The following is a 14085-nucleotide window of genomic DNA, read 5'->3' as shown; positions in this document are numbered from 1 at the left end:
GTTTTATTGGGCTTCTTTAATGGTCATATCCTCGTCATAATACAAGATATACGTCCCTTTATTTTGAATACTTCCGTCTTCTTTTACGTAATATTCGAATTTGTTTTCAACTTGTTCTGTAGCCATGTCTGGAATTGTTTGTGAAAACGACTCCTCTTGAGTCATCCTGAGCAAGGTATCAAAAACCAAATCAAACCCTCTAGTAGCATAGGCGCTAGGGATAATTTTATTCCCATCACGGTATTTCTGCTCATAAATTTTGACCTCATGTGAAGCGTTTTCTCGGGTTGCCGATGGGTACATCAAATTGAGCTTTACTAAGTTGGTAAAGGCAATTTCATCAGTATCCAAGGTGGGGTTGGGTTCTAATATAACCAATTGTACTCGATGTGATTTTTTCATTGCCAAAAGCGTTGCCATAGTCGCTTTAATCATCATCGTATTACCTGTTTCCAAGATTACATAATTAGGACGTTTACTATCCAAAAGACTTTTCAAGGCTTCGACATTTAAACCGCCCGTTGGAGTTAACGGAGCTATTTTAACCTCTTTTTGATTTTGAGAAAAATACAACCTTGCCGATTCTTTCTTTTTATCCACTACAGCAATCATGTTTCCATTTTTACTTTTCATATAATCAAACACAGCCGTACGAATTGTTTCGTTGGTCACAATGGATTGATACAGATTAGGAAGCGGTCTACTCGTTTCTTTAGACAAAGGCGAAATCACAGACACTTGAGCTTCTTTTAATAATTCTGCTGTTTTTTCGACATTATTTTGATAAAAAGGACCTATCACCACGTTGGCATTGGCCAGTTTATTTTCTTTAATTAAAGCAGGTACTTGAGAACTAGATCTTGTTTCTTGAGAATCAAAGACGGCTACATCAACCGCAATTCCCATTTGCTTGGCAGAATCAATCGCCAATAGAGCACCGGAATAAAAATCCAATGCCATGTTTAAAAACTTATCTTTTTTTAAGCGTTCAGCAGTAGAATTGACCGTGTCATTGGCCAGCTTATTCATATTAAATGGAATGAGCAACACCAGTTTTTTGCCAAGCCCAGATTTTTTTTTCTCTAAGGTAACAAAAGTGGTTTTTTTAGCTTCTGCAACTGTATTTTTTTTAGACAAAGGCAACTGCAACACCATTCCTTCTTGCACCCCTTCTTTAAGAATAGGATTGATTCGTACCAATTCTTGCGTAGATAAACCTGTCATTTTGGTTAAACTATACAAGGTTTCTTTGGGTTGCACAGTGTAGTTTACCCATTTTACAGTATCAGAGGAAGTCGACGCTGGAGGAACTGTTGTCACTTTTGCAACACTATTCTCTTGTGATTGTTGTGTTTTGGGTCGATTTCCTTTAACCAACAAATTTGCCCCCACCGGAAGATTGGCTACAATTTCAGGATTTTTCTTTTCGAGTTCTTCAATGGTCAATTGGTATTTTTTTGCAATCGAAAATTTGGTTTCTTGTGACTGCACTATGTGATATACTGGCGCCGATGTAGTAGAGGGCAACACCGTAATTATTTTGCTAGAATCAATGGCAGGAATCACCAATGTTTGCCCTATTTGCAAACCATTGGACAAAAACGGATTCGCTTTCAACAAGGCTTCTTCGGTAACATGATACATTTTTTGAATCCCAAACAGCGTTTCTTTTGGCGCTACTACGTGGGTTTTGGTTTGGGTAGTATTTTTTGATTTTGGTTTTGATGCTGAAGCCACTACCATTCCTTTTTTTGGAATCAGCAATAGAGTGTTTGGGCTAATCCCGGTTTGTGCGTCGGGGTTCAATTGATAAATATCATGAGGACTTACTTGATATTTCTGAGCAATTTGAGTAATGGTTTCTCCTTTTTGCACTTTGTGCGTCGTGGTTTTCTCTTGTGCTTTCAGCTGAAGAAAAGAACACAATATCAAAAATACCAAATGACTATATGACTTCATACCTAAAATTTGAGGGTTAAGCGGTGTCCAAAGATAAGAAAACGGCATCAAATTTTATGTAAAATCTGATACCGTTCCTACGTTAATAAAATCCAAAAAAGGAAAATTATAATCGTACTATATTATTCCCACTCAATGGTGGCCGGCGGTTTCGAACTAATATCATACACCACACGATTCACTCCTTTTACTTTATTGATAATTTCATTGGAGATTTTCATCAAAAACTCATATGGCAAATGTACCCAATCTGCTGTCATTCCATCGGTAGATTCGACAGCTCTGAGCGCCACTACTTTTTCATAAGTACGCTCATCGCCCATTACGCCCACACTATTTACTGGCAATAAAATAGCGCCTGCTTGCCAAACTTTATCATATAATCCCCAAGATTTTAAACCGTCAATAAAAACCGCATCTACCTCTTGCAAAATTCTCACTTTTTCTGGAGTAATATCTCCCAAAATACGAATAGACAAACCGGGTCCTGGGAAAGGATGTCTTCCTAACAATTCAGGATCGATGCCTAAAGTAGCTCCTACGCGACGTACCTCATCTTTGAACAACATGCGCAAAGGCTCTACTATTTTCAATTTCATAAAATCTGGCAAACCACCCACATTATGGTGTGATTTGATCGTTGCAGAAGGCCCTTTTACCGAAACAGACTCAATTACGTCAGGATAAATTGTTCCTTGCGCTAACCATTTCACATCTTCTAATTGATGCGATTCGTCATCGAATACTTCTATAAAAACACGACCAATAATTTTTCTCTTGGTTTCCGGATCGCTTACACCTGCCAATTCAGACAAGAAACGATCTCCAGCATCCACTCCTTTTACGTTTAATCCCATCCCTTTGTATTGATTCAATACATTTTGGAATTCGTTTTTACGAAGTAAACCGTTATTTACAAAAATACAATATAGGTTTTTACCAATAGCTTTGTTCAATAATACCGCTGCTACAGTTGAATCTACACCACCAGAAAGACCAAGCACTACTTTGTCATCTCCGATTTTCTCTTTCATTTCAGCTACAATTTCTTCAACAAAAGCGTTAGGCGTAAAATTCTGAGGTACTTCGGCAATTTTCACCAAGAAATTCTCCAACATTTTGGAACCATCTGTTGAGTGAAACACCTCTGGATGGTATTGAATAGCGTATGTAGTTTCGCCCTCAATTTTATAGGCCGCAAATTCTACATCATGAGTACTTGCCAATTTAACCCCGTTGGTAGGTAAGGCTTTGATACTATCACTATGGCTCATCCAAACTTGGCTGTTCTCTGAAACCCCTTCGAAGAATGTTTCATTTTCTTTGATGAAAGACAAATTGGCTCTACCGTATTCTCTAGTATTAGAAGCTGCTACTTCTCCACCGCTAAAATGCGCTAAATATTGTGCTCCGTAACAAACGGCAAGTAAGGGAAGTTTTCCTCTTATTTGAGATAAATCTGGATGAGGCGCATCTTCTGAACGAACAGAAAATGGGCTTCCGCCAAGAATTACTGCTTTATAAGATGATAAATCACTAGGAATGTGATTGTAAGGGAAGATTTCACAGAATATGTTTAACTCTCGAACTCTTCGCGCAATAAGCTGAGTGTATTGCGAACCGAAATCTAAAATAAGTACGTTGTGTTGCATGCGCAAAAATACTTTTAAATTTTGAAATTGAAAATTGAATTTTAAAAAAATATTTCAAGCCTTCAAACTCAATTTAAATCACTAATTTTCAAGTATTTCACACCACAAACAGCCTACTATTCTTCTTTCACTAAAAGAATCGTCCCCTTGAAACCGGTGGCTAAATTATCCCAATAATTCTTCGACAGCACTTTTTTCTGATCGTCGATGATGACAATTTCGGCGGTATTTCCACCACTAGTACCGGTATTTAGGGCTTCAAAATCCAATTTATTAAAGCCTTCTCCTAGGAGTATTTTAATCTCCGTATAGGAATCGCCCAAGAAAACTTCCGATTTCACAATGGTCGCATTTTGATAAATACGAAGCAAATCGCCGTCCACGTATATAAAATCGCGCACTTTTACAATTACATATTTGGACTTGGTTTTGATTTGACCAAAATCGAAATTGCGACGAAGCAAAGGAGCATTGTTTTCGTTCAACGTTTTATCGACGTCTTTCTGCATTTTTTTGAGGTATTCTTCGCCAGGATTGATGAATTTTTCTTTGGGAAACATATTCACATCATTTGACTTAGAAATTGTGGTAGAAGTTTTATTCGGGTTTTCTGGCGAATTAAACACGTTGGGTTGATCTATTTTAGGTAAATCAGCCGGTGGCACCACTTTTTTCTTGGGTTTGGCAGGGAAATTTGCCGGAGGAATCGGCTTGAATTTATTTCCAAACTCAACCTGAGCCGATACATCTAAACTAACAAAAGATAGCAACAATACAATTATAAAAAGTGGTTTCATATTTGGGAATGAAATTTTGTGAGTATCTTTTTACTCCTCTTTAACTATCACAAAACTAATGTATTTCTTTGGCTATGCTAATGAATTAAAAATATCTTAACATTTTGGTTGTATTTTTGAAAAAATAGCTCCAAAAACAACCTTGTAAATCCTCCCCTCTCTCTTATTTCGCAATAAAACTATGGTATAGAAGTCGCCAATCCAATACTGCTTACAATTTTTATAAAAAAAATTAATTTAATTTGTAACAAATAAAGTATTACACCCACTAATACATATATGACAGAAAATTTAGAAACTTCTTTTGTAACCCAATTGCAAGCGAACCAGAATATCATCCACAAGATTTGTAGGCTGTATACTTCTGGCGAAGATGCACACAAAGATTTGTTTCAAGAAATCACCATTCAGCTTTGGAAAGCCTTTCCAAAATTCAGAGGTGAAAGTAAATTTTCTACTTGGGCCTATAGAGTCGCACTAAACACAGCCATCACGCTGTATCGAAAAGACAAAAAAGCCATTGCCACCACTTCGTTTGAAGGTAGACTTCATTACACCCCCGAAGTTGAATACAATTACGAAGAAGAGGAACAGTTAAAATTACTCTATCAAGCCGTTTACCAGCTGAACGACATCGAAAAAGCGTTGATTTTTATGTATCTAGAAGACAAAGATTATCATGAAATATCCGAGACCTTAGGGATTAGTGAGGTGAACGCAAGAGTAAAAATGAATAGAATTAAAGGTAAATTAAAAAAAATATTAAATCCATTAGAATCATGAAAGAATTGGATTTACTTAAAAAAGACTGGCAAAGAGTCGATGCCACTTTTGAGCAAGTTACCGAAAAAGAAATCTATCGAATGTTGCACCAACGATCATCCTCTATTGTAAAATGGATTTTGATTATTAGTGTAATGGAATTGATTTTTTGGAGCATTTTGGGTTTTGGAATCAATATAGATAACTATTTCAAAAAGTTAAATCACGAAGAATTATCGGTATACTTCTCCATCTACAACTATTTCAATTATCTGATCTTGTTTGTTTTCATTTATTTGTTTTACAAGAATTACAAAGTGATATCGACCACAGCGTCTACCAAACAATTGATGAAAGACATCCTTAAAACCAGAAAAACGGTTAATTACTATGTGTATTACAATTTAGGACAATTGGTGCTTTCGTTTTTTATTGGATTTTACATCGCCTTCAAATACAATCCTGAATCGATCCAATTGGCCAATAAACTTGGCCAAGATTATGCTATGATGGCCTTTACTTTTGCCTTTTTGCTAGTGTTTATTGTGCTAGTATTTGGAGCACTTTGGCTTTTTTATCGTCTAATTTACGGACGTTTATTAAAACGTTTGTTAGAAAATTACAAAGAACTTAAGAAAATTGATTTATAAAAAAAAGCAGTCTAAAACGACTGCTTTTTTGTACTTAATAATCCCACTTTCGGAGTTTGTTTAATTCTTTTTCTGCTTCAATTTCTTCGGCAGGAATTACTTTTAAGAAGGAAGGGTGTTGTTCTATTGCATATTCAATTTTTTCAACAATTTCTTCTACGGTTTCGTTATCATAGTCAATTTCTAGTGGTTCTTTTATAATAAACGATTGTAAAATTCCTTTCTTTTTAAGTCGCAATCCTTTTTTATCAAAAGATCGTCTGAAGCCATCAATTACAATGGGCACTACAATAGGCTTGTGATCTTTGATAATATGCGCCGTCCCTTTTCGAACAGGCTTAAAAGATTTGGTGGTACCTTGTGGAAAAGTAATCACCCAACCATCTGCTAAAGCTATTTTAATATTTTCGGTGTCGTTGGGGTTCACTTCTCGTTTTTCTTCTACGTCTTTTCCTTTGGAACGCCAAGTACGTTCTACGGTAATCGCACCTACATAAGCCATAATTCGAGGCAACAAGCCCGCACGCATGGTTTCCTTGGCTGCCACATAATAAATATTCATTTTGGGTTGCCACAAATATCCAACATTTTTGATATTATCATCTCTTCCGCTTAAACTCGCATTGAACACATGAAACATGGCCACTACATCGGCAAAATAGGTTTGATGATTGGAGATAAACAACACATTTTTTTGAGGCAAATTCCTTATAATTTCGGAACCTTCTATTTGCAATTCATTAAAACCACGATACCGTCTATGAGTAATTACCCCAAAAATACGAATCAACCATTTTTTGATATACAGAATATGACCAAAAGGATTTCTTTTCAACAATCCCATTTTATTTACTTTTGAAAATTGGAGGACAAAGATACAACATATTTCTATTATGGAAATATTTTGCTAAAATTGCAATAATTTCACAAAAAATAAAGGTTTTTTTAAAATAAAATTAAGATTATTTAAAAACTAACTGCAACGCCTCCTTCAACTCACTCATAATCATAGCGGTAGCTCCCCAGACAATGTGTTGGTTAATTTTAAAAGCAGGCACCAAAATATTGGTAGCATAAGAAGTAGTGAGGCGGGTTTGAAAAAGAAGGTGATCGCTCAAAAAATCCTCTAAAGACAATTCAATGATACTGGCTACTTCTTTTGCATCTCGAACAAAATGGATTTCCTCTTTAGCCAAGCCCAAAAAAGGATGAACCATAAAATTACTTGGTGGAATATATAAGGGAGTAAACGATTTTACAATAGTGACTTGCTCTCTTTGGATTCCAATTTCTTCTTCGGATTCGCGCAAGGCCGTCACTTCAAAGTCTCGGTCATTGGGTTCAAATTTACCCCCTGGAAAGGCAATTTGAGCAGAATGCACCCCCTCGTAGGCATTTCTTTCAATGAGCACTAAATGGGTCTTGCCCTGCTTGGGATACAACAACATCAAAACAGCTGCAGTTTTAGGTTGTTTTTGATCTGCAGTAAATGCCTTTAAAAAATCTTTTCGTTCCTGTGGGGCCATTTTCATATGCGAAGCATAGCCTTGAAGCGGCACTTCAATTAATTTTGGGATTAGGCGCTGAAAATCTTGAAAATCCATAGGTATACCGTATTTTTGCAAAGCAATACTATAAATATACTATAGTTTATAAGATAATCAAATCCCATTTTAAATTTTACCACATGTATAGCAAAGCAGAAAATCAACGACTCAAACAAGAATTTTGGATCGCTTTTGCCGAAAAATACCCCAAAAAATGGGTGCTTTATGATACAAAAATCAAAGACTTCTCTTTTAAATTTTGGGCTGACAATAAAAAAGCACAAGTACTGATTGACATTGAACACCGCAATGATACACTCCGTTGGCAATACTTTGAAAAGTTGGAAGCACTTAAAAATATATTAGAAGAGGAATTCATCAAAGATTTGGTATACGAACGTAATTTTACACTTGAAAACGGCAAAACCATCAGTCGCATTTGGGTGGAAAAATCAGGATTAAGTGTAAGCAACAGATCGCATTGGGAGGCTATTTTTGATTTTTTCTTTGAAAAAATGCATGCACTAGAGCTTTTCTATCTAGAGTACGATGAATTCATTAAGGATATTGACAAAAACTAAACGAGTTGCAACAGCACCAAAACCAAGCTCGTTTCACAACAACAGCTTTGAATAGTTTGCTATATATTGTACAACAAAATTCTATTTTCATAATTGATATACAATTGTTTGCGGTGTCCTTGCAGTTTTCTCGTAATAATCATCAGCGTACATTCTTCTCCATTTTCGTCTTTGCAATCGAATGCATACTTTATATCCGAAGCCGTCTCTTCCACTTCGAGATAATTTTGTATGGCGTACAATTGCAACAAAGGAGTATACACTACAATCCGATGTTTTGAGGTATCTAAAGTAACAGGGATATTGATTAAATCTAATTCAGACCATTCGCCCCACTTCCCTTTTTCATTTTTTTCTAAAACACTGTATCCTGAGGTCTGAAACTTATACACCTGAGCGTTTGAAAATTGAAAACACAATAAGGCAAAACAAAATATTAAAAAAACAAACGGCTTATTCATTGGGGCAAGTAGGGTGTTATTAAAATTGAAGTTGATTTATTTCGATTTGGGCAACTCGAAATTCATTCATAATAGTCGTTATAATTTCACGAGCGGGTAAAACCTTGTCAATGATACTCGCAATTTGGCCAATTTCGAGTTCACCTTCACTCAAATCGCCTTCAAACATCCCTTTTTTGGCCCTAGCTCGTCCTAACAAAGCTATCAATTCTTCTTTGGAAGCGCATCGAGCATACAATTTTTGGACTTCTTCATAGAAATCATTTTTGATTAACCGAACGGGCGCAAGTTCTTTCAAAGTTAGCTGTGTATCGCCTTCTTTCACCTTAACGATTAATGCTTTAAAATCCTGATGGGCTGAAGATTCTACAGACGCTGCAAACCTACTACCCATTTGCACGCCATCAGCACCTAATGCCATTGCGGCTAGCATCCCTCTTCCTGTTGCTATGCCACCAGCAGCAATCAATGGAATTTTAATTTTTTGTTTCACCAAAGGAATTAAAGTCAATGTAGTTGTTTCCTCTCTCCCATTGTGTCCTCCGGCTTCAAATCCTTCAGCTACCACAGCATCTACTCCTGCCTCTTGTGCTTTCAATGCGAATGTAGCGCTACTCACTACATGCACTACTGTTATGCCTTTTTCCTTCAAAAAGGAAGTCCAAATTTTGGGATTACCTGCAGAGGTAAATACGATTTTCACGCCTTCTTCTACAATGATTTGCATGATTTCTTCTATGTTGGGATACAACATAGGAACATTGACCCCAAAAGGTTTATTTGTAGCCAACTTACACTTTTGAATGTGTTCCCGTAAAACATTAGGATACATGGACCCGGCACCAATTAAACCTAGTCCACCAGTATTGCTCACGGCACTTGCCAATTTGTAACCACTATTCCAAATCATCCCACCTTGTATGATGGGATATTGAATTCCAAAAAGTTGTGTAATCGTATTCATCAAATGTTTCTTAATTTTTAAGTATCTTTCCAGAGGCCATATATTGATTCGCTCTAAGAATAAAACTATACCCCCCTTTAGGAAGATTGGCAACGGAAAAATAGGCATGGTCTGCCGTAAGTACATACTCGGCGACTTTTTGTCCTAGTAATGAAACGATCTCGATTCTTGCCTCGGTCAAATACGATGGCCACACTACGTTCACTTGGTCTTGAGTGGGATTGGGATACAAAACCACAGGCAACGTGGCCAATTCAACCGTTGTTAGAAGGCCCTCATTCAAAGCAGTGCTAAAATTAGGAATACCATATCCCATCTGATTGGACGGATTGGTATACAAAGAAGAAGATTTAAGAATAAGCTCTTGAATTTGTTTATTGGTCTTTTCGGGAAAAGCTTGCCATAAACAAGCTACTAATCCAGCCATTATTGGACTCGAAAACGAAGTTCCATTGGCCGTACCGATGTTTCCTACTTCGTTTGCCACCACTGCAGCTTGTCCTTGAGCAATGACATTGGGTTTAATTCTACCATCCGAAGAAGGACCAATAGAACTAAACACTGCCTTGGTACCTGTAGCCGTAACAGCACCAACCGTTAAAACCGACACTGCATCTGCCGGAGCGGCGATGTAAGGCATGGAGCTATTGCCAGAATTTCCAGCAGAAGCCACCACTATCATACCGCGACTACAAGCTATTTCAGCGCCACGGCTAATAAACGTCGTCGCCCCATTCATATCGGCATAGGAATAATTGTATTTGGCATTATCAAAATCAAAATAACCTAGAGAACTATTGATGATATCTGCTCCTAGACTATCCGCTTTTTCAGCAGCTTCTACCCACAGGGTCTCTTCAACAGGGTTTTCAGAAGCATCATCTTCGGTTACAAAAAGATAAAAACTAGCCTCGGGTGCTGTACCTACTAATGCATTATCTTGAAACCCTCCTATGGTTGACAACACTAAAGTACCGTGATTGCCCCCTGAATAAAAATCGGGGCTGCGTTTTACATAATTGTAGCCTCCGAGAATCTGCTGGTTGTCTCGTAATTTTTTAAAAGGCAATTGTGTATTTACTCCTGGAAATCCAGCATCCAACACTGCAATTACCTTCCCTTTTCCGGTAAACTCTTTTTGATGCAATATTTGCCCATTTAACATTTGAATTTGATTGGCAGCATTACCATAATTATATGTAATGGCCGTGTTGTTCTTGGTTTGAAACAGTTGCGATTTGGACGAAAGTTTTGTTTTAGCAACACCATTTAACGTCTTATCAGCAAAACTAACTTTAGCAACAAAAGGAAAGTTTTTAAGGGTATTGATTGCTGTTGCCGTTCCGCGAACATGAAGGGCATTCAACCATTTGGATTGCCCCATGATTACGATACCCGCTGCATCTTTTATAGATTTCTTATACGTAGCAGCTATAGGATAATCTTTAACATCAAAAGTAATACTTTGAGAATTTCGACGATCAATAGCACGTTGCGAAAGCATTAGCAGTGGATTATCTACATAGGCCTGCACATTGGATTTATCTTTAAAATAAACCCAAGCATCCTCTTGTGCAAACAAGAGTCCATTAATGAGTAGTAGCGTAAAATACAACCATTTTTTCATGCCGAAATGTAGTTAAATTTTGTATAACACAAGGTGTTTTTCAACAACAATTTTAGGTTTCTTCACAATTCCTCCGTATTGTATATTTTATCAGACACCTATTATTTGGAACAAACCTTGCTCAAGAAGTACTTAGGCCACTTCTAAAAAAGGCAATTCACCCTTAATGATTTCCAGTTTGAATAAAAAAATGTAATTTCGCAATCTATGAAATGAGCATGAATACCCATAGGGATTACATGCAACTTGTAGATAACCAATTACTAATCATTAGTTATCCCGAATGAAAATAAAAGATATTCAAATCACCCAAGAACTTTTAGCAACCCCAAAAAATATTGTAATACTCCCTCACCGGTCTCCTGATGGAGATGCCATGGGATCAACCTTAGCACTTTACCATTTTTTGCTTAAAAACAAACACCAAGCTTTGGTTATGTCGCCCAACGAATTTCCTGATTTCTTAGCTTGGATGCCTGGGGCTGATACCGTCAAGATTTATGAAAAGGACAAAGACAATTGTACTGCTATATTAAAGGAAGCCGACTTAATTTTCACCTTAGACTTTAATGCGTTGCACAGAGTAGGTGAAATGGAATCGGTGTTAGCGACACTTTCTACCCCTTTTATCATGATTGACCACCATCAAAAGCCTGATCCTTACGCTACGGTTATGTATTCGGATGTAGCCTTTGGGTCGACCTGCGAAATGGTGTTTAATTTTATCACCTATTTGGGCAAAAAATCATTTATTGACAAAACCATTGCCACCTGTATTTATACCGGTATACTTACTGACTCTGGATCATTTCGTTTTCCTAAAACCAATGGCAATACCCATCGTATTGTGGCAGAATTGATCGATTTAGGTGTCGAAAACACTGTGATTCCAACCTTATTGTTTGACAACAGTTCTTATAATCGCTTACAATTGCTAGGAAGAGCTTTGCAAAACATGCAACTCATCCCCGAGAAACAAACCTCGTACATTACCTTAAGCCAAGCCGAATTGAACGAATTTCATTTTGTTAAAGGCGATACTGAAGGCATTGTCAATTATGGTTTAAGTATAAAAGGTATCGTGTTCTCTGCCATTTTTATAGAAAATCAGGAAGAAAACATCATCAAAATTTCGTTCCGTTCTCAAGGTAATTTTGATGTGAACGAATTTGCCAGAAACCATTTTAATGGCGGAGGCCACATTAACGCGGCTGGCGGAAAATCCTTTGATACCATGGAAAATACCGTAGCGAAATTTCTAGAATTAGTACATCAACTCAACATACCACTGTAATGAAAAGCACCAAAATCAGCCTCTTACTCATAATCCTTAGCAGTTTTTTATGGAGTTGCGAACAAAACCAAGAAGCTAGAAGACCAATTTCTCAAGCATCTGGAAGCTTCATGAAAAAGTCCATCATTCGAAATAAAAAATTAGTCGCCAGTGAAGAAATGATGATTCAAGCTGTGATAAAAAAGAATGCTGCTATCACTTTTTTAGCTTCACAAAAAGGATATTGGTACCATTATGCCAAAAGAAATGTACTTGACACTCTTACTCCCAAAAAAGGAGATGTCGCTTACTTTGATTATGAAGTTAAAGACTTAAAAGGCAATATCATTTACACCAGAGAAGAAACCCAACCTCAAACCTATTTTGTAGACAAACAGAATATCATGATGGGGTTACGAGACGGCCTAAAGCTGATGCGAAAAAAAGAAACATTTGTTTTTTTATTCCCCTCGCACATGGCCTATGGTTATCATGGAGACGATAAAAAAATAGGCACCAATGTTCCTTTACTTTACACGGTAACTTTAAAAAACTTTATCTCTGAAAGCGAGTATAAAAAACAAGAACAAGCCAAAGCCAAAGCCCTTTTGCAACCACAACTTCTTACCAAAGACACACTTAATTAAATTCAAACCTATAAATACTAGAAATGAAAAAAAGAATACTACTTGGATTGTTTGCTATTGCTACATTATTGGGCTGCAAAAACACAGAAAACAATGATTTAGCCGATGGATTGTATGCTAAGATAACCACTAACAAAGGGGATATTATTTTACAATTGGATTACAAAAGAGCCCCTATTACGGTGGCCAATTTCATCACTTTGGCCGAAGGAAAAAATGAATTCATCACCAATGCGAATTTAAAGAATCGTCCTTTTTATGATGGATTAAAATTTCACCGAGTAATCGCGGATTTCATGATTCAAACCGGCGATCCACTGGGAACAGGCTCTGGAGATACCGGTTACAAATTCAAGGATGAAATTTCTGATTTACGCTTTGACAAAGGAGGGGTATTAGCCATGGCCAACAATGGTCCTGCCACCAACAGTAGTCAGTTTTTCATTACGCATTTAGAAACTCCTTGGTTAGAAGGCAAACACACCATTTTTGGACAAGTTGTAGGTAAAGGCATGGAAGTAGTCAACCAAATCAATCAAGGCGACTATATGGAAAAAATAACCATCATTAGAAATGGTGAAGAAGCCAAAAAATTCAATGCTGTGAAAATTTTCCACGACTATTATATTGTTGAAGCAGAAAATCAGAAAAAATTACAAGCCGAATTAGACGCCTATAATGCTAAATTCAAAGCCGTACAAGATCAAAAGGTAGCTGAATTTGAAGCTTTAAAAGCGAAAGCCACCAAAACCCCAACTGGTTTGGAATATGTAATCACAAAAACTAGTACTGGTAAAAAACCTGCTGCAGGCACACCTGTTTACATCCATTATGCTGGATTTTTAGAAAACGGAACGTTGTTCGACTCTAGCATCGAAAGCGTATCTAAAACTTTTGGAAAATTAGATCCTGCAAGGGCTGCAGCTAAACAGTACTTACCAATTCCTTTTGAAATGGGTAAAAAAGACGGATTAATCCCAGGCTTTATTGAAGGTATAGAAAAATTAAAATTTGGAGAAAAAGCCACGATTTTCATCCCTTCCGCATTGGGTTACGGTGCTCAAGGGGTAGGTCCTATTCCACCTAATGCCAATATTATTTTTGAAATTGAATTATTAGAAAAAATGTAGTATTTGTGATTAGTGATTAGCTTTTACTAAGCACT

14 protein-coding genes are annotated in these 14085 nt (G+C 36.9%); 6 read left to right on the top strand and 8 right to left on the bottom strand.

The genetic code is table 11. The features are described 5' to 3' along the window. Window positions 1–3 precede the first annotated feature (3 nt). The 3 genes from ACZIX2_RS06830 to ACZIX2_RS06820 all read right to left on the bottom strand — a co-directional run bounded on the left by ACZIX2_RS06830 (window position 4) and on the right by ACZIX2_RS06820 (window position 4408). On the bottom strand, window positions 4–1959 hold the full coding sequence (locus ACZIX2_RS06830; protein WP_463339341.1) for a LysM peptidoglycan-binding domain-containing protein: 1956 nt from the start codon (window positions 1957–1959) through the stop codon (window positions 4–6). A 122-nt stretch (window positions 1960–2081) separates the two neighbouring features. Continuing rightward, on the bottom strand, window positions 2082–3611 hold the full coding sequence (gene guaA / locus ACZIX2_RS06825) for a glutamine-hydrolyzing GMP synthase (protein ID WP_463339340.1): 1530 nt from the start codon (window positions 3609–3611) through the stop codon (window positions 2082–2084). A 116-nt stretch (window positions 3612–3727) separates the two neighbouring features. Beyond that, on the bottom strand, window positions 3728–4408 hold the full coding sequence (locus tag ACZIX2_RS06820) for a hypothetical protein (protein WP_463339339.1): 681 nt from the start codon (window positions 4406–4408) through the stop codon (window positions 3728–3730). A gap of 279 nt (window positions 4409–4687) precedes the next feature. On the opposite strand from ACZIX2_RS06820, the gene ACZIX2_RS06815 reads away from it, so the two are divergent. Both ACZIX2_RS06815 and ACZIX2_RS06810 read left to right on the top strand, forming a co-directional pair. Then, the gene (locus ACZIX2_RS06815; RefSeq protein ID WP_463339338.1) at window positions 4688–5191 is read left to right on the top strand and encodes an RNA polymerase sigma factor; all 504 of its coding nucleotides are present in this window, start codon (window positions 4688–4690) and stop codon (window positions 5189–5191) included. After that, window positions 5188–5820: a hypothetical protein gene (locus ACZIX2_RS06810; protein WP_463339337.1), complete on the top strand. Its 633-nt coding sequence runs from the start codon at window positions 5188–5190 to the stop codon at window positions 5818–5820. Before ACZIX2_RS06815 ends, ACZIX2_RS06810 begins: the two co-directional genes overlap by 4 nt. Before the next feature lie 34 nt (window positions 5821–5854). Here ACZIX2_RS06810 and ACZIX2_RS06805 read toward each other — a convergent pair whose 3' ends face one another. Further along, window positions 5855–6664 (bottom strand): lysophospholipid acyltransferase family protein, encoded by an 810-nt coding sequence (locus tag ACZIX2_RS06805; protein WP_463339336.1) that lies wholly within the window; start codon window positions 6662–6664, stop codon window positions 5855–5857. A 118-nt stretch (window positions 6665–6782) separates the two neighbouring features. Then, window positions 6783–7424, bottom strand: coding sequence for an NUDIX hydrolase (locus ACZIX2_RS06800; protein WP_463339335.1), 642 nt, complete (start codon window positions 7422–7424; stop codon window positions 6783–6785). Window positions 7425–7507: 83 nt separating this feature from the next. Between ACZIX2_RS06800 and ACZIX2_RS06795 the strand changes: the two genes are divergently transcribed. Further along, window positions 7508–7948, top strand: coding sequence for a DUF4268 domain-containing protein (locus tag ACZIX2_RS06795; protein ID WP_463339334.1), 441 nt, complete (start codon window positions 7508–7510; stop codon window positions 7946–7948). A gap of 59 nt (window positions 7949–8007) precedes the next feature. On the opposite strand, the gene ACZIX2_RS06790 is transcribed toward ACZIX2_RS06795, so the two are convergent. The 3 genes from ACZIX2_RS06790 to ACZIX2_RS06780 form a co-directional block, all read right to left on the bottom strand. Beyond that, the gene (locus tag ACZIX2_RS06790) at window positions 8008–8340 is read right to left on the bottom strand and encodes a hypothetical protein (RefSeq protein WP_463339333.1); all 333 of its coding nucleotides are present in this window, start codon (window positions 8338–8340) and stop codon (window positions 8008–8010) included. 88 nt (window positions 8341–8428) lie between these two features. Then, the gene (locus tag ACZIX2_RS06785) at window positions 8429–9373 is read right to left on the bottom strand and encodes an NAD(P)H-dependent flavin oxidoreductase (protein WP_463339332.1); all 945 of its coding nucleotides are present in this window, start codon (window positions 9371–9373) and stop codon (window positions 8429–8431) included. Between the two features lie 10 nt (window positions 9374–9383). Beyond that, the gene (locus tag ACZIX2_RS06780) at window positions 9384–11000 is read right to left on the bottom strand and encodes a S8 family serine peptidase (protein WP_463339331.1); all 1617 of its coding nucleotides are present in this window, start codon (window positions 10998–11000) and stop codon (window positions 9384–9386) included. A gap of 283 nt (window positions 11001–11283) precedes the next feature. Here ACZIX2_RS06780 and ACZIX2_RS06775 point away from each other — a divergent pair, with 283 nt between their 5' ends. Genes ACZIX2_RS06775 through ACZIX2_RS06765 form a run of 3 tightly spaced genes read left to right on the top strand, consistent with a single transcriptional unit; the run spans window position 11284 to window position 14050 of the window. Then, the gene (locus ACZIX2_RS06775) at window positions 11284–12294 is read left to right on the top strand and encodes a DHH family phosphoesterase (protein WP_463339330.1); all 1011 of its coding nucleotides are present in this window, start codon (window positions 11284–11286) and stop codon (window positions 12292–12294) included. Continuing rightward, on the top strand, window positions 12294–12920 hold the full coding sequence (gene gldI / locus ACZIX2_RS06770) for a gliding motility-associated peptidyl-prolyl isomerase GldI (RefSeq protein WP_463339329.1): 627 nt from the start codon (window positions 12294–12296) through the stop codon (window positions 12918–12920). The genes ACZIX2_RS06775 and gldI overlap by 1 nt, the downstream gene beginning before the upstream one ends. A gap of 23 nt (window positions 12921–12943) precedes the next feature. After that, window positions 12944–14050, top strand: a complete 1107-nt coding sequence (locus tag ACZIX2_RS06765; protein WP_463339328.1) for a peptidylprolyl isomerase — start codon at window positions 12944–12946, stop codon at window positions 14048–14050. Window positions 14051–14085 lie beyond the last annotated feature (35 nt).

The organism is Flavobacterium riviphilum (genome assembly GCF_055231795.1).
Note: the sequence above shows the minus strand (reverse complement) of the source record. Positions and strands in the feature narration are given on the sequence as shown.

Excerpts from the sequence above, each read along its gene's own strand:
- ACZIX2_RS06830 (WP_463339341.1), bottom strand. The coding sequence starts at position 1,959 with ATGAAGTCATATAGTCATTTGGTATTTTTGATATTGTGTTCTTTTCTT.
- guaA (WP_463339340.1), bottom strand. The coding sequence starts at position 3,611 with ATGCAACACAACGTACTTATTTTAGATTTCGGTTCGCAATACACTCAG.
- ACZIX2_RS06820 (WP_463339339.1), bottom strand. The coding sequence starts at position 4,408 with ATGAAACCACTTTTTATAATTGTATTGTTGCTATCTTTTGTTAGTTTA.
- ACZIX2_RS06815 (WP_463339338.1), top strand. The coding sequence starts at position 4,688 with ATGACAGAAAATTTAGAAACTTCTTTTGTAACCCAATTGCAAGCGAAC.
- ACZIX2_RS06810 (WP_463339337.1), top strand. The coding sequence starts at position 5,188 with ATGAAAGAATTGGATTTACTTAAAAAAGACTGGCAAAGAGTCGATGCC.
- ACZIX2_RS06805 (WP_463339336.1), bottom strand. The coding sequence starts at position 6,664 with ATGGGATTGTTGAAAAGAAATCCTTTTGGTCATATTCTGTATATCAAA.
- ACZIX2_RS06800 (WP_463339335.1), bottom strand. The coding sequence starts at position 7,424 with ATGGATTTTCAAGATTTTCAGCGCCTAATCCCAAAATTAATTGAAGTG.
- ACZIX2_RS06795 (WP_463339334.1), top strand. The coding sequence starts at position 7,508 with ATGTATAGCAAAGCAGAAAATCAACGACTCAAACAAGAATTTTGGATC.
- ACZIX2_RS06785 (WP_463339332.1), bottom strand. The coding sequence starts at position 9,373 with ATGAATACGATTACACAACTTTTTGGAATTCAATATCCCATCATACAA.
- ACZIX2_RS06780 (WP_463339331.1), bottom strand. The coding sequence starts at position 11,000 with ATGAAAAAATGGTTGTATTTTACGCTACTACTCATTAATGGACTCTTG.
- ACZIX2_RS06775 (WP_463339330.1), top strand. The coding sequence starts at position 11,284 with ATGAAAATAAAAGATATTCAAATCACCCAAGAACTTTTAGCAACCCCA.
- gldI (WP_463339329.1), top strand. The coding sequence starts at position 12,294 with ATGAAAAGCACCAAAATCAGCCTCTTACTCATAATCCTTAGCAGTTTT.
- ACZIX2_RS06765 (WP_463339328.1), top strand. The coding sequence starts at position 12,944 with ATGAAAAAAAGAATACTACTTGGATTGTTTGCTATTGCTACATTATTG.